The following is a 20,695-nucleotide window of genomic DNA, read 5'->3' as shown; positions in this document are numbered from 1 at the left end:
GGGTGAATAATGCGACTTTTTATTGCCGAAAAGCCCAGCCTGGCGCGGGCGATTGCAGACGTGTTACCCAAACCGCATCGACGCGGCGATGGTTTTATTGCCTGCGGTCAGAATGATGTCGTGACGTGGTGCGTGGGGCACCTGCTGGAGCAGGCGCAGCCAGATGTTTATGATGCGCGCTACGCACGGTGGTCGCTTGCCGATTTACCTATCATCCCACAGAAATGGTTGCTGCAACCGCGTCCTTCGGTCAGCAAGCAGTTGAACATCATTAAAAAGCTCCTGAATGATGCCAGCGAAGTGATTCATGCGGGAGACCCCGATCGTGAAGGGCAACTGCTGGTGGATGAAGTGCTGGAATACCTGGCTTTGCCGGAAGAAAAGCGTCAGCAAGTACGTCGCTGTTTGATCAACGATCTCAACCCACAGGCGGTAGAGCGTGCCGTTTCTCGCTTGCGAGAAAACAGGGAGTTTATTCCCCTATGTGTTTCTGCTCTCGCGCGTTCCCGGGCAGATTGGCTCTACGGCATTAATATGACCCGCGCCTATACGATATTAGGACGCAATGCCGGCTATGACGGCGTGCTGTCGGTTGGCCGCGTGCAAACGCCGGTGCTGGGGCTGGTGGTGCGGCGAGATGAAGAGATAGAAAACTTCGTTTCCAAAGATTATTTTGAAGTGAAAGCGCATATCGTGACGCCTGCCGATGAGCGTTTTGTTGCGCTTTGGCAGCCCAGTGAATCCTGTGAACCGTATCAGGATGAAGAAGGGCGTTTATTGCACCGTTCTCTGGCGGAACATGTCGTCAAACGTATCGAAGGCCAGCCCGCGTTTGTCACCAGCTATAATGATAAACGGGAATCGGAAACTGCACCGCTGCCTTATTCGCTCTCGACGCTACAGATTGAGGCCGCAAAGCGTTTTGGGCTCAGTGCGCAACAGGTGTTGGACGTGTGCCAGAAGCTCTATGAAACCCATAAGCTGATTACGTACCCGCGTTCTGACTGTCGCTATCTGCCAGAAGAGCATTTTGCCGGGCGTCATGCCGTCTTAAACGCGATATCCGTACACCACCCCGACCTGTTGCCACCGCCAGTTATGGATGTGGATCGGCGTAACCGCTGCTGGGACGATGGTAAGGTCGATGCTCACCACGCGATTATTCCTACTGCCCGCACTGCAAGCGCCTCGCTGACGGAGAATGAGCGCAAGGTATATGGCTTAGTCGCACGGCAGTACATCATGCAGTTCTGCCCGGATGCCGTATTTCGCAAATGCGTCATTGAACTGGATATCGAGGGGGGTAAATTTATTGCCAAAGCGCGGTTTCTGGCCGAAGCGGGGTGGCGCACGCTGCTGGGCGGTAAAGAACGTGACGAAGAAAACGAAGGCATGCCGTTACCCGTGGTGGCCAAAGGTGATGAGTTACTGTGTGAACGCGGTGAAGTGGTTGAGCGCCAAACTCAGCCGCCGCGGCCGTTTACCGATGCCACGTTGTTATCGGCGATGACAGGCATCGCGCGTTTTGTGCAGGATAAAGAACTGAAGAAAATCCTGCGGGCAACCGATGGGTTAGGCACCGAGGCGACGCGTGCGGGTATTATCGAATTACTGTTTAAACGGACGTTTCTGTTTAAGAAAGCGCGCTATATTCACGCAAGCGAAGCGGGGCGGGCGTTGATTCACTCACTGCCTGACAGCGCGGCACACCCCGATATGACCGCACATTGGGAAGCCACGTTGACGCAAATCAGCGAGAAGAAATGTCGCTATCAAGATTTTATGCAGCCGTTGACTCATTCCTTGCAGGCGTTGATTCAGCAAGCTAAACAAAACGGTGCGGTGAGAGCATTTAAAGGGCTTTCCGCGCCGCAGTCGGGTGCCGCAAAACGGCGCAAGCCTCAGACTAGAAAAGCGAAGGAGCAGGAGCAATGAAATCGTTAGTGTCTTTGTGTTTCGCCAGTGTGATGCTGGTGCTGCCCACGCTGGCGCAGGCGAATCGCGGCGGGACGGATATTGTCGTTCCCGTACCACCGGAAGTGTGGGGTGCCGGGACGACGGTGCGTGAGCAAAGTAACAACTGCCTGCGCTGCTGTGTGTATGAAAATCGGAACTATTCCGAAGGCGCGGTGCTGAAGGTCGAAGGTGTGATTCTGCAATGCGTGCGGGACAAGCAAACGTTGGGAACGAATAACCTGATATGGCAGTTGATTAAGCAATAACGGCGCGTTAAGGAAGCATGACGTTTACTGCTTCCGCTGCTTTTCATCCCCGCGTGCTTCGATGCACTGCGGGGATAGCATTTTTACCGCGTATTATTTTTACCAGGTACTATTTTTACCAAGTACTATTTTTTACTACGCACTGTCTTTACAACGCATTCTCTCTACAGCGCGATCTATTCCTACAGCGCAAATTGTGCCCAAATTGGCGCATGGTCGGACGGCTTCTCCATTCCACGGATCTCGTAGTCAATGCCGGTAGCAACGCAGCGTTCGGCCAGAAACGTGCTGGCGAGAATCAGGTCGATACGCAGGCCACGGTTGTCATCAAACCCGGCTGAGCGGTAATCAAACCACGAAAAACGATCGTTGCTCTCGGGGTTGGCGGCACGGAAGGTGTCAATCAATCCCCAGCCTTGCAAACGCGCCATCCATTCACGCTCTTCCGGCAGGAAAGAGCATTTCCCGGTGCGTAGCCAGCGCTTGCGATTCTCCTCGCCAATACCGATATCCAGATCGGTGGGGCTGATATTGACATCACCCATTACGATCAGCGGTTGCGTGGCGCTGTGGTGCTGATCCAGATAGGTTTGCAGATCCTGATAGAAACGTGTCTTAGCGGGGAATTTCACCGGATGGTCGCGGCTTTCTCCCTGCGGAAAATACCCGTTAACGATTGTGAAGGTGCCGTGCTCGGTGGCGAAATCCGCCATGATGATCCGGCGCTGCGCATCGTCTTCATCCGTTGGGAAACCGCGACGTACCGCAATCGGCTGCGATTTACACAGCAGGGCGACGCCGTAGTGCCCTTTTTGCCCATGATAATAAACGTGGTAGCCGTACTGGCTGACATCCTCTAACGGAAACATGTCATCGTGGACTTTGGTTTCCTGCAACCCGATCACATCCGGCTGGTGTTGTTCGATAATGGCGGCCAACTGATGAGGGCGCGCCCGCAGGCCATTGATATTAAAAGATACAACTTTCATGTTCGCTGCCATTCGCTGAAAAATGTGACCAGATGGTAGCAGAAAATGAGGTATGGCGTCATGGTGAGGAGGGGCTTTCGGTACGCGCGAATGAAGATATTGCCGTGATGTTAGAAGCGGTTAACGCAGATGAGCATCCGTGAAAATAAGATTCACTTATATTCAGTTGAATCTAAGGCTTGTCGACCGTTATACTCCGCACCTCGCAGGAGAGAGGGCGTATACCCTAGGGTATATATAACGCTCCGCCGAAGGCGCAAACTCCCATAATCGCTCAGGCTACCCTAACTGCGAATTCCATTGAAGCCAACTGGAGAGAGGTTGCGATGCAACCCACCGAAGGGGCAAGCAGCACGGCTGCGTAAACTCTCAGGTAAAGCGGACAGAGGGAGTGGCACATTTCACAGGATAACTTGTGTGCTGACTTACATCTATCTGATCGCGATTACGGCAGAGGGGATGTCCGGGGCGCTAGCCGCTGGACGTCGTAATATGGACATTTTTGGCGTAGGCATGATTGCCTTTATCACCGCACTTGGTGGTGGCACCGTTCGCGATATTCTCCTCGGTAATTATCCCATCGGCTGGACGCAGCATCCCGGCTATATCTACCTCACTATTGGTGCGGGTCTTTTCACGATTATTGTTGCGCGCTTTATGCACCATTTGCACCGCCTCTTTCTGGTACTGGATGCGATGGGACTCATTGCCTTCACCATCATTGGTTGCAATGTGGCACTGAAGCTGAATTATTCGATGACGGTGGTGGTCATGGCGGGTATCGTGACCGGCATTTTTGGTGGAATATTGCGTGATATCTTCTGCAACCGTACACCAATGGTATTGAAGAAAGAGTTGTACGCCAGCGTCTCGCTTTTAGTCGCGCTTTTATATCTGGGGCTCAAGTCACTTAACGTCAACCACGATATTAACCTGCTGACGTCATTCACTATTGGTTTGGCCGTGCGTCTGGCGGCAATTCGCTGGTCATGGCAACTTCCCGTTTTCTCTTATGTTCCAGGGCGCTGGAAAGGAAAAGCGTAAGGTAGATTTTTGCCCCATCGCCTATGTCGTGCTGATTATCGGTATGGGAGGTGGGGAAGGATAACTCGTCGCTTCGCTCCTCGCCCTGCGGGTCAACGCTGGGCGTTGCTCAAAACCGTGCCGGTTTTGTCGAACCTTGGTCGAAGGTTCTCACCTTCCCCTAATGGGAATCTGATGTTTTGGCGTTGGGATGTTATTCAGAGGAACTACTTTGAAATGGTGGTGGGGGAAGGATGACTCGTCGCTTCGCTCCTCGCCCTGCGGGTCAACGCTGGCGCGTTGCTCAAAACCGTTCCGGTTTTGTCGAACCTTGGTCGAAGGTTCTCACCTTCCCCTAATGGGAATCTGATGCTTTGGTGCTGGGGTGTAATTCAGAGGAGCTGCTTTGAAATGGTGGTGGGGGAAGGATTCGAACCTTCGAAGTCTGTGACGGCAGATTTACAGTCTGCTCCCTTTGGCCGCTCGGGAACCCCACCACTGGCCTTGCTACAAGAGGCTTTCGCTTCAAGTGGGGCGCATCATAGCAAATGACGCGCCTCTGTAAAGCGGTATATATCAAAAATAAATGCGGTTGCCGTTTTTTTATTCCGTTCGGCGCATCCTTATACAAAAAGATGTCCGATCAACCAATTACAGGATAATGGTGCGGTTACCGTAGACAAAAACACGCTGTGCCAGCACGCGATATAATGCACGGCTAAGGACATTTTTCTCAACGTCACGGCCCGCGCGCATCATGTCATCTGCCGAGTAAGTATGGTCGACGTGAATAACGTCCTGCATGATGATGGGACCTTCATCCAGGTTATCGTTGACGTAGTGTGCCGTCGCGCCAATGATTTTCACACCACGTTCGTAAGCCTGATGGTACGGGCGAGCACCGATAAAGGCAGGTAAGAACGAGTGGTGAATATTGATCACCTGATTCGGGTAGTGCTGAACAAATGCCGGCGTCAGCACTCGCATATATTTCGCCAGCACGACGTAATCAGGTTTGTATTGATCGATCTGCGCGATCATCTTTTGATCGTGCTCTTCGCGAGTCAATCCTTCATGGCTGACCAGATGGAAAGGAATATCAAACCGCTCGACCAACGTCTGTAGGGTATCGTGGTTGCCGATGACGGCAGCAATTTCGACATCCAGACCGCCATAGGCGCTTTTCATCAACAGATCGCCCAGGCAGTGGGCTTCTTTTGTCACCAGAACGACGATGCGACGACGGCCAGCTGTGGTTAATTCGCGAGACGACCCTTCGGGAAGTGCGCTATCCAGATCGGCTAACAGCGTGGTGTCATTGAAAATCCCTTCCAACTCGGTCCGCATGAAAAAGCGGCCAGTGCGATGATCGACAAACTCATTGTTTTGTACGATGTTCAGTTCGTGCTTGTAACAAATATTCGTAATTTTCGCGATGAGCCCTTTTGCGTCGGGGCAAATGGTTCGTAATACTTTTCTTTGTATATTTTGGGATTGCATGAGCGTGTGGATCCTGTCCAAAAACTAAAATAACGATCTGATGGTACCGCAGCGGTAACGCCGCGCGGGCGACTGCCTGTGTTCTATTGTCCGCAGCACTTTTTGTATTTTTTGCCGGAATCGCACGGGCAAGGTTCATTTCTGCCTGTCTGCACATGAACGCCGTCTATATAGTACCAGCGATTATGCTGGCGAAGGAAGCGTGAGCGTTCTCGCATTACTTCTGTTCGCTGGCTGTCCGTTTCCGATATATAACGTGCGGCGAATTCCACATAACCCTCATCGGGCGTTTTCCCGGGAGACGTTGCCAGTATAGTAAGGCCGAGCCACTGGGAATTCTGGCAGCTTTCAGCGAGAGACGCGCGCCATTTCTCGGGCTGGAGATCGGGATGCCAGGTGGCGATAAGGTAATCGACATCGTGTTTGACGTAGGCGGTATAGCGCGATCGCATTAATATTACTGGCTCAGCCGCTGTTGCGGCATGCGTGAGATAGGGTTGGCAGCATGCGTTATATTGCAATCCACTGCAACAGGGGCAAGGTTCTGACACAACGTCTCCTGAAGAAAATTTAAGATAAAAACTGATAGATAATAAACAGATCCCTATGCAGGATGCCGATATGTTACCTAAGAAACTCTACGTGTAGCAATGTGCGCTAAAATGAAGTCGGGTGGTTCGATGATGCAGCGGAAAAAGATAGGCGTCGCTTTGGGGTCCGGGGCTGCGAAGGGATGGGCGCATATTGGAGTATTTAATGCGTTAACAGAAATGGGGATCGCGGTTGACGTTGTAGCTGGGTGCTCTATCGGTGCGCTGGTAGGGGCGGCGTATGCCACCAACAATTTAACGTCAATGGATCGCTGGGTGAGGGCGTTTGGCTACTGGGACGTGATTCGACTGATGGATCTCTCTTGGCAGCGCGGTAGTTTATTGCGTGGCGATCGTGTATTCAATAGCGTGAAGCATTTGCTCCAGACAACGCGGATTGAAGACTGTGATATCAAATATGGCGTGGTGACGACAAACCTGAGTACAGGTCGTGAGCTCTGGCTGACAGAAGGCGATTTACATCAGGCTATGCGTGCGTCTTGCAGCATGCCTGGCCTGCTATCCCCCGTTCGATTTAACGATTACTGGCTGGTGGATGGTGCAGTGGTTAATCCTGTTCCCGTTTCTCTGGCACGGGCAATGGGGGCTGACATTGTGATTGCGGTTGATCTTCAGCACGATGCCAGCCTGAACCACCAGGATTTGCTATCTATCAAACCGACGGCGTCAGACATTGATGCGGAAAATGTTCCGCAAGATTGGCGTAGCAGAATTCGCGAACGTTTATTGCGAGGACGGCGTCAGCCAACAGAAAGTTCACCAAGGGCGATGGAGATCATGAGCACATCGATCCAAATTCTGGAAAATCGGTTGAAGATGACGCGGATGGCGGGTGATCCGCCCGACGTGCTGCTGCAACCGTATTGCCCTCAGATCGCAACACTAGATTTTCATCGGGCGCAGGAGGCGATTGAGGCCGGTTATAAGGCGGTAGAAAAGATGCGTGATGATTTGTTGCCGCTAGCGAAAGAGCCGTAACGAAGAACGTAGGGTATGAAGAGCGCATGCTGTTGAGCGCGTGTGCAGTTAAGAACGCATGTAGCCAAAACACATGTCGTTAGAAATGCGTAAGTATGCTGTCTATCCGGCATGTCGGCGCTAAAGCAGGTGTGATTATTCGGTGTTTGAAGTAAGGGGTACTGATGGAACAACCACTGGCGGGTAAGCATATTTTAGTCATTGATGACGAGGCCGTTTTTCGATCTGTGCTCGCTGGTTATCTGACTTCTCTTGGGGCTGCCGTTCAGGAGGCAATTAATGGATTAGATGCGCTAAGTATTCTTGAAAACTACCAACCCGATTTAATGATTTGCGATCTGAAAATGCCGACGATGGGAGGCATTGAGTTCCTTGAACGCCTGCGTTTGAAGGGCAACGATACGCCAATACTGATCATTTCTGCAACCAGCCAGATGGCGGATATTGCCACAGTCTTGCGTCTTGGCGTTCAGGATGTGCTGCTGAAACCGATTCGAGATTATGTTCGCTTTCGTGAAGCGGTGATGTCCTGTCTGTATCCAGATATGTTTACTTCACAGTTGAATGAGATGGATCAACTGATGCAGGACATGGATTCCCTCAATCAATCTCCAGAGTCTGTAACCAAGCTGCTTGCCCAGCTACAGCCTCCCGTTCAGCAAACGCTTGCTCGTTGCCGTGTTAATTACCGTCAGTTGACAGCGGCGGAACAACCGGGGCTGGTGTTGGATATTGCCGCGCTTTCGGATACCGAGTTAGCGTTCTATTGCCTGGATGTTACTCAGGGGGTCAATAACAACGGGACACTGGCAGCGTTACTACTTCGCACGTTGTTCAATGGGTTGCTTCAGGAGCATTTGGCTGATCAACAACATCGTTTGCCGTATTTGCCGACACTATTAAAGCAGGTAAACCAACTGTTGCGCCAGGCAAGTCTGGACGGCCGTTTTCCTTTGCTGGTGGGGTATTACCATCGACAGCTAAAGCAGTTGATACTGATTTCTGCCGGATTAAACGCGACGCTGAATGTTAACGAACAACAAATCGCACTGAATAGCGGCGTCCCTTTAGGCACACTTGAAGGTGCTTATCTCAACCAACTGAATTATCAGTGTGAGGCATGGCAATGTCAGATATGGGGTGGTGGCGGTCGTTTACGGCTCATGTTGACGACAGAGTAGTCTGATAACGCAAGACGGTACGGGTTTCTGGCCGTACCCATCTTTCGGTATTATTTCTTATTCCCAACTATGTAGGGAGTTATCTTATTTTTATTGAACAGTAATGTTGGGGCAAGCGTGATCTTGTTAAAATCGTTATACTATTTCGGTTATGTTGATTAGATAAATAAAGTTCATTATTTGAACGGTATATAAGAGGCTGTTTATGTCTATTGTGAATAAAAAAGTAAAAAAAGCGGTCATACCGGTTGCTGGATTAGGTACGCGTATGCTTCCTGCCACCAAAGCCATTCCTAAAGAAATGTTGCCGTTGGTAGATAAACCGCTGATCCAATATGTTGTTAATGAGTGTATCGCGGCAGGGATTAATGAAATTATTCTGGTTACACACTCTTCTAAGAATTCTATCGAGAACCATTTCGATACCAGTTTTGAGTTGGAAGCCATTCTGGAAAAACGTGTTAAACGTCAGTTGCTGGAAGAAGTCCAATCTATCTGTCCTAAACACGTCACCATTATGCAAGTGCGTCAGGGATTAGCTAAAGGGCTGGGCCATGCGGTATTGTGCGCGCACCCGTTAGTGGGAGATGAGCCTGTTGCGGTTATTCTGCCGGATGTGATTATTGATGAATATGCGTCCGATCTGAAGAAAGATAACCTGAGTGAAATGTTGCAACGTTTTTCTACTACCGGCCACAGCCAGATTATGGTTGAGCCCGTTGAAAATGTAAGCAGCTATGGCGTGGTTGATTGCAAAGGCGTGGAATTAAAAGCAGGGGATAGCGCACCGATGGTGGGCGTGGTTGAAAAACCGAAAGCTTCCGAAGCGCCATCTAATTTAGCTGTCGTTGGTCGTTATGTACTCTCTGCGGATATTTGGTCTCTGCTGGAGAAAACGCCACCGGGTGCAGGCAATGAAATTCAGTTAACCGATGCCATCGCAATGTTGATGGAAAAAGAAACGGTAGAGGCGTATCACCTGAAAGGTGTGAGTCATGACTGCGGTAATAAATTAGGCTATATGCAAGCATTCGTGGAATATGGTTTGCGCCATGACAGTTTAGGTCAGGAATTTGCGCAATGGTTGCAGGAAACGATTGAAGCAGAAGAAAAATAACAGAGTGTAATGATTGCTCTCTGTGTTACAAACAAAAAACAGAGAGCCTCTAAAAGCGGTTTTTGCATAACGCGTTACCAAAGAAAAACCCCCAATAAGTATCGGGGGTTTTTTAGTATTCAATACTGATAAATAATTACAGCAGGAAATCGTCTAAAGATTTACCTTGTTCTTCGATTGCTTTTTTGATTACTGCCGGTGTACGACCCTGGCCAGTCCAGGTTTTAACTTCGCCGTTTTCGTCAGTATATTGATATTTTGCTGGGCGGGCTGCGCGTTTGCTTTTACCTGCAACTTTAACTGAACCCAAAGATTGCAATAATTCGTTAGGGTCAATACCGTCTGCAATCAGCATATCACGATATTGCTGCAATTTACGCGCACGTTCTTCAACTTCAGCCTGAACCTGACTATCTTCTTCGCGGCGTTCATTAACCACGACTTCCAGTTTTTCCAGCATTTCTTCCAAAGTATCCAGGGTACATTCTCTTGCCTGGGCACGCAGAGTACGGATGTTGTTAAGAATCTTTAGTGCTTCGCTCATTGTGATAATCTCAAATTAATATTATTGGTGGCGTGTAGTGTGATAATAGAGTGCTATTTTCCTTTCTGCAATAGTCAAATTTGTAAGTTTGTTAAAAAATATCATTTTTAAAACAGATCTCACATCGTATGTTACATAAATATAAATACTTTCCTGTTATCAAAAAATACATTTGGCATACCGTTTTCTCCCTAAAACGGCAAAAAATGGCTTATTGATACCACCACGTTGTTATAAGGAATGTTTATATCTTTTATCGTAACAGGCTGCCGCTGGCGGGCATATGGACAAAATGTGGTCGAGGAATAGCCCATTGCCTAGCATGAAGGCGAGTTGTTACAATAAGTTTTTACTACACGAAGATCATATACACTAAATAATTCAAGTTTCAGGACAAACGTCAACGTTTGAACAATGCATAGCGTTGATCCGTTAGGGCAAGGCTTATTTATAAGCCTTGTAACGTGGCAAGAGAGGGACAAATTCGTCGGGAACGAATTTGATCAGCCAACGGCTGGCCTTCGGTGAGAGACAGGATGTCTCTCCCTCATCCCGATGCACTTACATAGGTAAGTGATTCGGGTGGCTGACAAATCGGCCAGAGGCAGGTTTGAACGCTGCTTGCAGCGGCCCCAGTGGGCCGAGTAACGTAGCCAACGTACATGCAACCTGAAGTATAACGAGTATATGGCCTCCTTTTGGAGTAGCTAAGTGGCCCAGCTTTATTTTTATTATTCTGCAATGAATGCAGGTAAATCTACTGCATTATTGCAGTCGTCATATAACTACCAGGAGCGCGGGATGCGTACGCTGGTGTTCACCGCAGAAATAGATAATCGGCATGGTGTGGGGATTGTAAGTTCACGGATTGGGCTTTCTTCTCCGGCATTATTGTTTAATCCGCAGACATCCTTATTTGGATTGCTGGAGAAAGAGCATCGTTCTCAGCCCGTAGATTGTGTATTAATTGATGAATGTCAATTTTTAACCCGCGAGCAGGTGAGTGAGCTTTCCGATGTCGTGGACCAATTAGATATCCCTGTATTGTGCTACGGGTTGCGTACTGATTTTCGTGGTGATTTGTTTTCTGGGAGTCACTATTTATTAGCGTGGGCGGATAAGCTGATTGAGTTAAAAACGGTCTGCCATTGCGGCCGTAAAGCCAACTGTGTATTGCGATTAGATGCACAAGGTAATGCCGTCCACGAAGGGGAACAGGTCGTTATTGGCGGCAACGAGAGCTATGTTTCCGTGTGTCGTAAACATTATAAGATTGCGCTGGGATTAACCCGTAAGGAAAGCGAGTAAGGCAGTTAAATATCCGGCTGACGAGCAATCAATAAATAGCGTGTTAATGCGTGCGTGAGTAATAAAAATGCCCAACCCTAAACGGGTTGGGCAGAGCAGAGAGACACACCGCCTTAGCCTAAAGGCGGTACAGACAGCACGTTAATGTGCGGCTTTCTTACCGGTTTTAGCGGCTTTTGCCACAGGTTCAACCGCTTCTGTTTTTGCCTCTTCAGAGAACTTACGGCCATAGTAAGTATCCAGCAGAATCTGTTTCAGTTCGGAAATCAGTGGGTAGCGTGGGTTCGCCCCAGTACACTGATCGTCGAATGCATCTTCTGACAGGTTATCTACCTTCGCCAAGAAGTCGGCTTCCTGTACGCCTGCTTCACGAATCGAGGTTGGGATCCCCAGCTCGGTCTTCATGTCTTCCAGCCAGTTCAACAATTTCTCGATTTTCTGCGCGGTACGATCGCTTGGCGCGGTTAAACGCAGATGGTCGGCTATTTCCGCGTAGCGACGGCGTGCCTGTGGACGGTCATACTGGCTGAACGTCGTCTGCTTGGTCGGGTTGTCGTTCGCGTTATAGCGAATGACGTTTGAGATCAGCAGGGCGTTAGCCAGGCCGTGCGGGATATGAAATTCCGAACCCAGCTTATGTGCCATAGAGTGACAGACGCCGAGGAAGGCATTGGCAAACGCGATACCTGCAATCGTCGCGGCGTTATGTACGCGCTCACGGGCCACCGGGTTTTTCGCGCCATCGCGGTAGCTGTCTGGCAGGTTCTCTTTCAGTAGTTTCAGCGCTTGTAACGCCTGTCCGTCTGAATATTCGTTTGCCAGCACGGAAACATAGGCTTCCAGCGAGTGTGTTACCGCATCGAGCCCACCAAACGCACAGAGTGATTTCGGCATATTCATCACCAGATTGGCGTCAACAATCGCCATATCTGGCGTCAGTGCATAGTCCGCTAATGGGTATTTCTGCCCGGTGGCATCGTCGGTGACGACGGCAAACGGCGTCACTTCAGAACCGGTACCGGAGGTGGTGGTAATCGCCACCATTTTGGCTTTGACGCCCATCTTCGGGAACTTGTAGATACGTTTGCGGATGTCCATGAAACGCAGCGCCAGTTCTTCGAAGTGTGTCGTAGGGTGTTCATACATCACCCACATGATTTTCGCCGCATCCATTGGCGAACCGCCGCCCAGCGCAATGATCACATCCGGTTTGAAGGAGTGCATTTGCTCGGCGCCTTTACGCACGATGCTCAGCGTGGGGTCAGCTTCAACTTCAAAGAAGACTTCGGTTTCCAACCCGTGCTGTTTCAAGACGGACGTCACCTGATCGACATAACCATTGTTGAACAGGAAGCGGTCAGTTACGATAAAGGCGCGTTTTGCACCATCGGAGGCCACTTCTTCAAGCGCGATTGGCAGTGAGCCGCGACGGAAATAAATGGATTTAGGAAGTTTATGCCACAACATATTCTCTGCTCGCTTGGCTACCGTTTTCTTGTTGATCAAATGCTTCGGACCGACGTTTTCGGAGATGGAGTTTCCGCCCCAGGAGCCACAGCCCAGCGTCAGAGACGGAGCGAGTTTGAAGTTGTAGAGATCGCCGATACCACCCTGAGAAGCCGGTGTGTTAATCAGAATGCGCGCGGTTTTCATCATATTGCCGAAATGATTCACGCGCTCAGGCTGATTGTCCTGATCGGTATACAGGCAGGATGTGTGACCGATGCCACCCATTGCGACCAGTTTTTCCGCTTTAATAACGGCGTCGTTGAAGTCTTTCGCACGGTACATCGCCAGCGTCGGAGACAGTTTTTCATGAGCAAATGGTTCGGACTCATCGACCGCGGTGACTTCACCGATCAGCACTTTGGTGTTGGCTGGAACGGTGATTCCTGCCATTTCTGCGATCTTCGGTGCAGGTTGACCTACGATGTCGGCATTCAGTGAACCGTTCTTCAGCAAAATGCCCTGTACGGCATGAAGCTCTTTGCCTTTTAGCATGTAGCCGCCGTGGGTAGCAAAACGCTCACGCACGGCATCATAGACGCTGTCTACGACGATGACTGACTGTTCTGACGCACAAATGACGCCGTTATCGAAGGTTTTCGACATCAGAATAGACGCTACGGCACGTTTGATATCCGCAGTTTCGTCAACGACGACAGGCGTGTTACCCGCACCGACGCCGATTGCCGGTTTACCGGAGCTGTAGGCGGCCTTCACCATACCTGGGCCACCGGTAGCCAGAATCAGGTTGATATCCGGATGGTGCATAAGTTGGTTAGACAGCTCAACAGAAGGTTGATCGATCCAACCGATAATATCTTTCGGTGCACCTGCTGCAATCGCCGCTTGCAGAACAATGTCTGCGGCTTTATTGGTCGCATTTTTTGCACGTGGATGCGGAGAGAAGATAATCCCGTTACGGGTTTTCAGACTGATCAGCGCTTTAAAAATCGCAGTAGAAGTGGGGTTGGTGGTGGGAACAATACCGCAAATCAGGCCAATAGGCTCTGCAATGGTAATCGTACCAAAAGTGTCATCAGTAGAGAGGACGCCGCAGGTTTTTTCATCCTGATAGGCGTTATAAATGTATTCAGAGGCGAAGTGGTTTTTGATGACTTTATCTTCCACGATCCCCATACCGGATTCGGCAACCGCCATTTTTGCCAGCGGAATACGCGCATCCGATGCAGCGAGTGCAGCAGCGCGGAAGATCTTGTCCACTTGTTCCTGAGTATAAGTGGCAAATTCCTGCTGTGCCTTTCTCACTCTTTCGACCAGTGCGTTAAGTTCAGCAACGTTGGTTACGGCCATAATGCTCTCCTGATAAATGTTAAACTCTTTCAGTCAATTGTTCGCCGAATAGAACAGTATAGATAAACGAGCGGGGGACGTTTCCGTTACCTGGCTATTCTTTTCTGCCTATTTCGCATTAATTGACTCAAAGAGCTTGTCAGTCACCGTTGTGGCGCGATTTCTGCTTTTTAAAATACTGTAACCGCCGATATCGTAAATTTTTGAAATATTGTTTTGAAAACACATCAAAATTAAGAGGATTTACGTGCTTGTTACGGTATGGAATGAGCATACCTATTTGTGGGTGCCTTTTTTGTGATCAATATCTATTTTTATTGATGCTGACACCATTCAGCAGGCTGTAGATGATAACGAATATCATTAACCAAATAAAATCAACGGTTTCTCTACCTAAAATGGATCGGTAAAGGATGGCGCGCGGACGTTGAAGTGAAGCTTTGGCGGGAGGAATTCCGGTAGTGACTGCCCCTATTATGGGAATGGGCTGTTCGTATGAAATGTGTTCGTATAAACAGTGCTTATATCTTAATCGGGTTAGTTATTTTGCTCGTCTTCTATCGCAGGGAGGTTTCACGCGCTTGTCGCGCAAAGCGAGTAACAAAGTTGTTAAAATAATAACATTTTGGTCAGATAATGACGCGGACAGGTAAGCATGCATCATCATTTTTGTGCTGTGAAAATGATGAAACCCACTACGATGTTTTTTTGTTCAAAATCTATAAATTGCTGAATATTTAAAAAATAGTTGCAATTAAAAGGAAAAAACATTGTTTATCATGGGGTTAATTACAAGATCGCGCTGTTGAGATAAAATGCTTGCCGGGCTGTAGTAAAGAAAATTAAGCAACATCAATGTAAAAATATTGGCGAATGTGTCCGCTTTTGATAGCTTCGAGTTTCGGCCTGTTATTCGTTATTCACCCATAAATTAATTTTATGATTTATTTGGATAATGGGCGATCTTTTCTGCTCTATGTGACGGCAATTTTTATGCATAGAGTCCGGTATGGCGTGTATCAAGACAGGGGTGTTTATAAAGTGAAAATTCGCAACACAAAACGATGCTTTGTTACCAGTATGATTGCCGCCGCAGTGATGGCGTCATGCGTGAATGTTCAGGCTGCTAATGTACCTGCTGGTGTTGAGCTGGCGAAAGAACAGGTTCTGGTGAGAAACAATGGCGCTGAGGTGTCATCACTGGATCCACATAAAATAGAAGGTGTACCGGAATCCAACGTTGCGCGCGATTTATATGAAGGGCTGGTGATTTCCGATCCTGACGGACACCCGATTCCCGGCGTGGCGGAGCGGTGGGAAAGCAGCGATTTTAAAGTCTGGACATTCCATTTACGCAAAGATGCTAAGTGGTCAAATGGCGAACCGGTTACCGCGCAAGATTTCGTCTATAGCTGGCAGCGTCTGGCCGATCCGAAAACCGTTTCTCCTTACGCCAGCTATCTGCAATATGGTCATCTGCTGAATATCGATGACATTATCGCCAGCAAAAAATCTCCCGATACGCTGGGCGTAAAAGCACTCGACGACCATACGCTGGAAATCACATTAAGCGAACCGATCCCATATTTTTATAAATTACTGAATCACTCGTCCATGTCCCCGGTCAATAAAACGGTAGTAGAGAAATTTGGTGATAAATGGACTCAGCCGGAAAATTGGGTGGGGAATGGCGCCTATCGGCTTAAATCCTGGGTCGTGAATGAGCGGCTTGTGCTGGAGCGTAATACCCAGTATTGGGATAACGCCAAGACCGTGATTAATCAGGTCACCTATCTGCCGATTGCTTCTGAAGTGACGGATGTTAACCGTTACCGCGCGGGGGAAATTGATGTTACTAATAATAAATTACCCATTGAGCTATTTCAGAAGCTGAAAAAAGAAATCCCACAAGAAGTTAAAGTTAATCCCTTCCTCTGTACGTATTATTACGAAATCAACAACCAGAAACCGCCGTTTAACGATGTCCGGGTGCGAACGGCGCTGCGCATGGGGCTTGATCAAGACATATTGACCAATAAAGTGAAAAACCAGGGTGATATTCCTGCCTATGGCTATATTCCTCCGTTTACGGATGGCCTGAAAGCGCATACGCCAGAGTGGTTTACCTGGTCACAGGCGAAACGTAACGAAGAAGCGAAAAAGCTGCTGGCGGAAGCGGGCTATACCGCAGAAAAACCGCTGACGTTTAATTTGCTCTATAACTCGTCAGATCTGCATAAAAAGCTGGCAATTGCGGCGGCCTCGGTCTGGAAACAGAATCTGGGCGTTGACGCGAAATTGGAAAACCAGGAGTGGAAAACCTATCTCAGCACGCGTCATCAGGGCAATTATGACGTTGCGCGTGCCGGATGGTGTGCGGACTATAACGAACCGACATCGTTCCTGAATAGTATGCTGTCAGACAGCAGCAATAACACGACGCATTATAAGAGTGCGGTGTTTGACAAGCTGATGGCGCAAGCTGTTCAGGCGAAAACGGACGATGAACGCGCACAGATTTATCAGCAGGCTGAATCACAGTTGGATAAAGATGCGGCGATCGTTCCAGTCTATTACTACGCGAATACCCGGCTGGTAAAACCTTATGTCGGCGGCATTACCGGCAAAGACCCGTTGGATAATCTGCGGGTGAAGGATCTCTACATCATTAAGCATTAATCTGCCGCGATGGCATTTACGGTTTGATGCAAATGCAGTGAGCGAGCAGCGATTAATTTGGTATTTACTCTCTGCTTACCCATTCATTTAGTGTGGGAATGGGTGGCTGGAACCGATTAATCGTTTCTCACAGGGTGCTAATTCAGGAATTGTGCTGGGATAATTAGCACAACAACATTACAGGAGAAAATAATGACACACATCACAACTAAAAAAAGAGTAGTTGCCGCTATTATCGCGGCGTTGAGTAGCACGATGGCTGTTTCTGCCTTTGCCGCGACCGTTCCCTCCGGCGTTCAGTTAGCAGAAAAACAGGAATTGGTTCGTAACAACGGCGCGGAAGTGTCCTCCCTCGATCCGCATAAAATTGAAGGCGTACCGGAATCCAACGTGTCGCGCGATCTGCTGGAAGGTCTGGTCATTTCCGACGTTAACGGTAAAACCATTCCCGGCGTAGCGGAAAGCTGGGATAACAAAGATTTTAAAGTCTGGACGTTCCATCTGCGTAAAGATGCTAAATGGTCAGATGGTTCGCCGGTTACCGCACACGATTTCGTCTATAGTTGGCAGCGTCTGGCCGACCCGAAAACAGCATCGCCTTATGCTAGCTATCTGCAATACGGTCATCTGCTGAATATCGATGACATCATCGCCGGTAAAAAATCCCCCGATACGCTGGGCGTGAAAGCGTTGGACGATCATACCTTTGAGGTCACGCTTTCTGAAGCGGTGCCTTACTTCTATAAACTGCCTGTTTACCCAGCCATGTCTCCTGTCAATAAAACGGCAATCGAGAAATTTGGTGATAAATGGACGCAGCCGCAAAACTGGATCGGCAATGGCGCTTATAAGCTGAAAGACTGGGTAGTGAATGAAAAAATTGTGCTGGAGCGCAACCCGCAATATTGGGATAACGCCCATACGGTGATCAATAAAGTGACCTATCTGCCGATTTCGTCGGAAGTGACGGACGTTAACCGCTATCGTAGCGGTGAAATTGATATGACCTATAACCAACTGCCGATTGAATTATTCCAAAAGCTGAAGAAAGAAATTCCTGATGAAGTGAAAGTCAATCCGTACCTGTGTACTTACTATTACGAGATCAATAATCAGAAACCACCGTTTAACGATGTTCGAGTGCGTGATGCGCTGCGCATGGGGCTGAATCAGGATATTCTGACTAACAAGGTGAAGAACCAGGGCGATATTCCGGCCTATGGTTTTGTTCCGCCATATATTGATGGCTTCAACGCGCAGACCCCAGAGTGGTTTACCTGGTCACAGGAAAAACGTAATGAAGAAGCGAAGAAACTGCTGGCGGAAGCCGGTTATACGGCACAGAAACCGTTGACGCTAAATCTGCTATACAACACCTCCGATCTCCATAAGAAAATTGCTATCGCCGCGGCCTCTATCTGGAAACAGAATATCGGCGTGGATGTTAAGCTGGAAAATCAGGAGTGGAAAACCTTCCTCAATTCCCGTCATCAGGGGACTTATGACCTTGCGCGTGGCGGGTGGTGTGCGGACTATAACGAACCTTCAACCTTCCTGAACAGCATGCTGTCAGACAGCAGCAGTAACACAGCACATTATAAGAGCAAGGAATTTGATGCGCTGGTGGCGAAATCCTTGCAGGTGAAAACCGATGAGGAACGTGCAGAGGTTTATCAGCAGGCCGAAGCATTGCTGAATAAAGACGCGGTAATTGCCCCGGTTTATTACTATGCGAATACCCGATTGGTGAAACCTTATGTTGGTGGATTAACCGGTAAAGATCCGCAGGATAATGTTTACGTGAAAGATCTTTATATCATCAAGCACTAATAATAATGGCTGGCGCATGCGACTGTGCTGCCAGCCTTTTATAGGTACGAGCAATGTTAAAATTTATTCTTCGCCGCTGTTTGGAGGCGATTCCGACACTATTCATCCTGATCACCATTTCGTTTTTCATGATGCGACTGGCACCCGGCAGCCCTTTTACCGGTGAGCGTAATTTGCCGCCGGAAGTGATGGCGAATATCGAGGCCAAATATCATCTGAACGACCCCATGATGACGCAGTACGGTAATTATCTACTGCAACTGGTGCAGGGTGATTTCGGTCCTTCTTTTAAATACAAAGACTATTCCGTGAACGATTTGGTGGCGACTTCTTTCCCCGTTTCTGCAAAGTTGGGGGCCGCAGCATTCATTCTGGCGATTGTTTTTGGTGTAAGTGCAGGCGTGATCGCTGCACTGAATCAGAACACGAAATGGGATTATACCGTGATGGGCTTTGCCATGACGGGGGTGGTGATTCCCAGCTTTGTCGTCGCACCGCTACTGGTGCTGATTTTCGCCATTACGCTGCGTTGGCTACCCGGCGGGGGCTGGAACGGTGGGGCACCCAAATACATGATTTTACCGATGGTGGCGCTGTCTTTGTCTTATATCGCCAGTATCGCGCGTATCACCCGAGGGTCGATGATCGAGGTTTTACACTCTAACTTCATTCGCACCGCGCGTGCCAAAGGGCTGCCGATGCGTCGCATCGTCCTGCGCCATGCACTGAAGCCTGCGCTGCTGCCCGTGCTCTCCTATATGGGGCCGGCGTTTGTGGGCATTATTACCGGTTCAATGGTCATTGAAACCATTTTTGGCTTACCCGGTATTGGACAACTGTTCGTAAACGGCGCGCTGAACCGCGACTATTCACTGGTACTGAGCCTGACGATTCTGGTCGGTGGCTTAACCATTCTCTTTAATGCGATCATTGACGTGCTCTACGCTGTTATCGATCCGAAAATTCGCTATTAATTGGGGGCGCTATGTTTTGGAATCGAAAAAACGTTGAAGCGTTAGAGAACTTCACCGAGCAGACAGAAATTGAAGGGCGCAGCCTGTGGCAGGATGCGCGCCTGCGCTTTATCCATAACCGTGCAGCGCTGGCCAGCCTGTTTGTGCTGGCGGTGATTACCGTGTTTGTCATTTTTGCTCCGATGCTGTCTGCATTTGATTATGCCGATACGGACTGGGGCATGATGTCAGCCGCGCCGGATATGACCTCTGGACACTATTTCGGTACGGATTCTTCAGGCCGCGATCTGCTGGTTCGCGTGGCTATCGGCGGTCGCGTGTCGCTGATGGTCGGCGTGGCGGCAGCGCTGGTTGCCGTGATCGTCGGGACGCTGTATGGCGCGATGTCCGGCTATCTGGGCGGGAAAGTGGATTCCGTGATGATGCGTCTGCTGGAGATCCTCAACTCATTCCCATTCATGTTCTTCGTGATTCTGCTGGTAACGTTCTTTGGGCAGAACATGCTGTTGATCTTTGTGGCTATCGGCATGGTGTCCTGGCTCGATATGGCGCGTATCGTGCGTGGCCAGACGCTGAGCCTGAAGCGTAAAGAGTTTATTGAAGCGGCAATGGTGTCCGGTGTTTCCACACGCGGTATCGTGTTACGTCACGTGGTGCCGAACGTACTGGGTGTGGTGGTGGTCTATGCCTCTCTGCTGGTGCCAAGCATGATTCTGTTCGAATCTTTCCTGAGCTTCCTGGGGCTGGGAACGCAGGAACCGTTAAGCAGCTGGGGTGCCTTGCTGAATGATGGTGCGAACTCAATGGAAGTGTCGCCGTGGTTGCTGTTCTATCCGGCGGCGTTTCTGGTCGTTACGCTGTTTTGTTTTAACTTTATCGGCGATGGCCTGCGTGATGCCCTCGACCCGAAAGATCGCTGAGG

General features: G+C 49.3%; 16 protein-coding genes, 1 tRNA gene, 2 other RNA genes and 1 riboswitch. Of the genes, 11 read left to right on the top strand and 8 right to left on the bottom strand.

Annotated features, from left to right (window positions below; translation table 11 throughout):
* The first annotated feature begins 9 nt into the window (after positions 1-9).
* The gene (locus tag O1Q74_RS10265) at positions 10-1,935 is read left to right on the top strand and encodes a DNA topoisomerase III (RefSeq protein WP_271878649.1); all 1,926 of its coding nucleotides are present in this window, start codon (positions 10-12) and stop codon (positions 1,933-1,935) included.
* On the top strand, positions 1,932-2,222 hold the full coding sequence (locus O1Q74_RS10260) for a YnjH family protein (protein WP_225088031.1): 291 nt from the start codon (positions 1,932-1,934) through the stop codon (positions 2,220-2,222). Before O1Q74_RS10265 ends, O1Q74_RS10260 begins: the two co-directional genes overlap by 4 nt.
* 182 nt (positions 2,223-2,404) lie before the next feature.
* Here the strand turns inward: O1Q74_RS10260 and xthA are convergent, their stop codons facing one another.
* The gene (gene xthA, locus O1Q74_RS10255; RefSeq protein WP_271878647.1) at positions 2,405-3,211 is read right to left on the bottom strand and encodes an exodeoxyribonuclease III; all 807 of its coding nucleotides are present in this window, start codon (positions 3,209-3,211) and stop codon (positions 2,405-2,407) included.
* 300 nt (positions 3,212-3,511) lie between these two features.
* Positions 3,512-3,607, top strand: a riboswitch (glycine riboswitch).
* 21 nt (positions 3,608-3,628) lie between these two features.
* Between xthA and O1Q74_RS10250 the strand changes: the two genes are divergently transcribed.
* Positions 3,629-4,255 carry a trimeric intracellular cation channel family protein gene (locus O1Q74_RS10250; protein ID WP_271878646.1) on the top strand — a complete coding sequence of 209 codons (627 nt, stop codon included), beginning with the start codon at positions 3,629-3,631 and terminating at the stop codon, positions 4,253-4,255.
* A 44-nt stretch (positions 4,256-4,299) separates the two neighbouring features.
* Here O1Q74_RS10250 and O1Q74_RS10245 read toward each other — a convergent pair.
* The 5 genes from O1Q74_RS10245 to O1Q74_RS10225 all read right to left on the bottom strand — a co-directional run bounded on the left by O1Q74_RS10245 (position 4,300) and on the right by O1Q74_RS10225 (position 6,285).
* Positions 4,300-4,429, bottom strand: a non-coding RNA gene (locus tag O1Q74_RS10245) — RtT sRNA.
* Between the two features lie 43 nt (positions 4,430-4,472).
* Positions 4,473-4,603, bottom strand: a non-coding RNA gene (locus O1Q74_RS10240) — RtT sRNA.
* Between the two features lie 43 nt (positions 4,604-4,646).
* Positions 4,647-4,731: transfer RNA gene (locus O1Q74_RS10235), tRNA-Tyr, on the bottom strand.
* A 154-nt stretch (positions 4,732-4,885) separates the two neighbouring features.
* Positions 4,886-5,734, bottom strand: coding sequence for a formyltetrahydrofolate deformylase (gene purU / locus O1Q74_RS10230; protein ID WP_271878644.1), 849 nt, complete (start codon positions 5,732-5,734; stop codon positions 4,886-4,888).
* A gap of 83 nt (positions 5,735-5,817) precedes the next feature.
* Positions 5,818-6,285 carry a YchJ family protein gene (locus tag O1Q74_RS10225; protein ID WP_271878642.1) on the bottom strand — a complete coding sequence of 156 codons (468 nt, stop codon included), beginning with the start codon at positions 6,283-6,285 and terminating at the stop codon, positions 5,818-5,820.
* A 132-nt stretch (positions 6,286-6,417) separates the two neighbouring features.
* Between O1Q74_RS10225 and rssA the strand changes: the two genes are divergently transcribed.
* From rssA to galU, 3 genes are all read left to right on the top strand, one after another.
* Positions 6,418-7,323: a patatin-like phospholipase RssA gene (rssA, locus tag O1Q74_RS10220; RefSeq protein WP_271878869.1), complete on the top strand. Its 906-nt coding sequence runs from the start codon at positions 6,418-6,420 to the stop codon at positions 7,321-7,323.
* A gap of 164 nt (positions 7,324-7,487) precedes the next feature.
* Positions 7,488-8,504 (top strand): two-component system response regulator RssB, encoded by a 1,017-nt coding sequence (gene rssB, locus O1Q74_RS10215; protein WP_271878640.1) that lies wholly within the window; start codon positions 7,488-7,490, stop codon positions 8,502-8,504.
* Positions 8,505-8,709: 205 nt separating this feature from the next.
* Positions 8,710-9,621, top strand: coding sequence for a UTP--glucose-1-phosphate uridylyltransferase GalU (gene galU / locus O1Q74_RS10210; RefSeq protein WP_271878638.1), 912 nt, complete (start codon positions 8,710-8,712; stop codon positions 9,619-9,621).
* Positions 9,622-9,757: 136 nt separating this feature from the next.
* Here the strand turns inward: galU and hns are convergent, their stop codons facing one another.
* Positions 9,758-10,165, bottom strand: a complete 408-nt coding sequence (hns, locus tag O1Q74_RS10205) for a histone-like nucleoid-structuring protein H-NS (RefSeq protein ID WP_015840215.1) — start codon at positions 10,163-10,165, stop codon at positions 9,758-9,760.
* Between the two features lie 711 nt (positions 10,166-10,876).
* Here hns and O1Q74_RS10200 point away from each other — a divergent pair.
* Positions 10,877-11,473: a thymidine kinase gene (locus O1Q74_RS10200; protein ID WP_271878635.1), complete on the top strand. Its 597-nt coding sequence runs from the start codon at positions 10,877-10,879 to the stop codon at positions 11,471-11,473.
* Between the two features lie 141 nt (positions 11,474-11,614).
* Here the strand turns inward: O1Q74_RS10200 and adhE are convergent, their stop codons facing one another.
* Positions 11,615-14,290 carry a bifunctional acetaldehyde-CoA/alcohol dehydrogenase gene (adhE, locus tag O1Q74_RS10195; protein ID WP_271878633.1) on the bottom strand — a complete coding sequence of 892 codons (2,676 nt, stop codon included), beginning with the start codon at positions 14,288-14,290 and terminating at the stop codon, positions 11,615-11,617.
* Positions 14,291-15,370: 1,080 nt separating this feature from the next.
* Between adhE and oppA (O1Q74_RS10190) the strand changes: the two genes are divergently transcribed.
* The 4 genes from oppA (O1Q74_RS10190) (at position 15,371) to oppC (ending at position 20,693) form a co-directional block, all read left to right on the top strand.
* Positions 15,371-16,969 carry an oligopeptide ABC transporter substrate-binding protein OppA gene (gene oppA, locus O1Q74_RS10190; protein ID WP_271878868.1) on the top strand — a complete coding sequence of 533 codons (1,599 nt, stop codon included), beginning with the start codon at positions 15,371-15,373 and terminating at the stop codon, positions 16,967-16,969.
* A 192-nt stretch (positions 16,970-17,161) separates the two neighbouring features.
* Positions 17,162-18,799: an oligopeptide ABC transporter substrate-binding protein OppA gene (gene oppA, locus O1Q74_RS10185; protein WP_271878631.1), complete on the top strand. Its 1,638-nt coding sequence runs from the start codon at positions 17,162-17,164 to the stop codon at positions 18,797-18,799.
* A 53-nt stretch (positions 18,800-18,852) separates the two neighbouring features.
* The gene (gene oppB, locus O1Q74_RS10180; RefSeq protein ID WP_271878629.1) at positions 18,853-19,773 is read left to right on the top strand and encodes an oligopeptide ABC transporter permease OppB; all 921 of its coding nucleotides are present in this window, start codon (positions 18,853-18,855) and stop codon (positions 19,771-19,773) included.
* A gap of 11 nt (positions 19,774-19,784) precedes the next feature.
* Entirely contained in the window at positions 19,785-20,693 is a 909-nt protein-coding gene (oppC, locus tag O1Q74_RS10175) for an oligopeptide ABC transporter permease OppC (RefSeq protein ID WP_015840221.1), read from the top strand.
* The last annotated feature ends 2 nt before the right edge of the window (positions 20,694-20,695 follow it).

The sequence above is a fragment of the Pectobacterium sp. A5351 genome (assembly GCF_028335745.1).
GTDB lineage: Bacteria > Pseudomonadota > Gammaproteobacteria > Enterobacterales > Enterobacteriaceae > Pectobacterium.
This window is presented reverse-complemented; position numbering and strand designations above follow the sequence as displayed.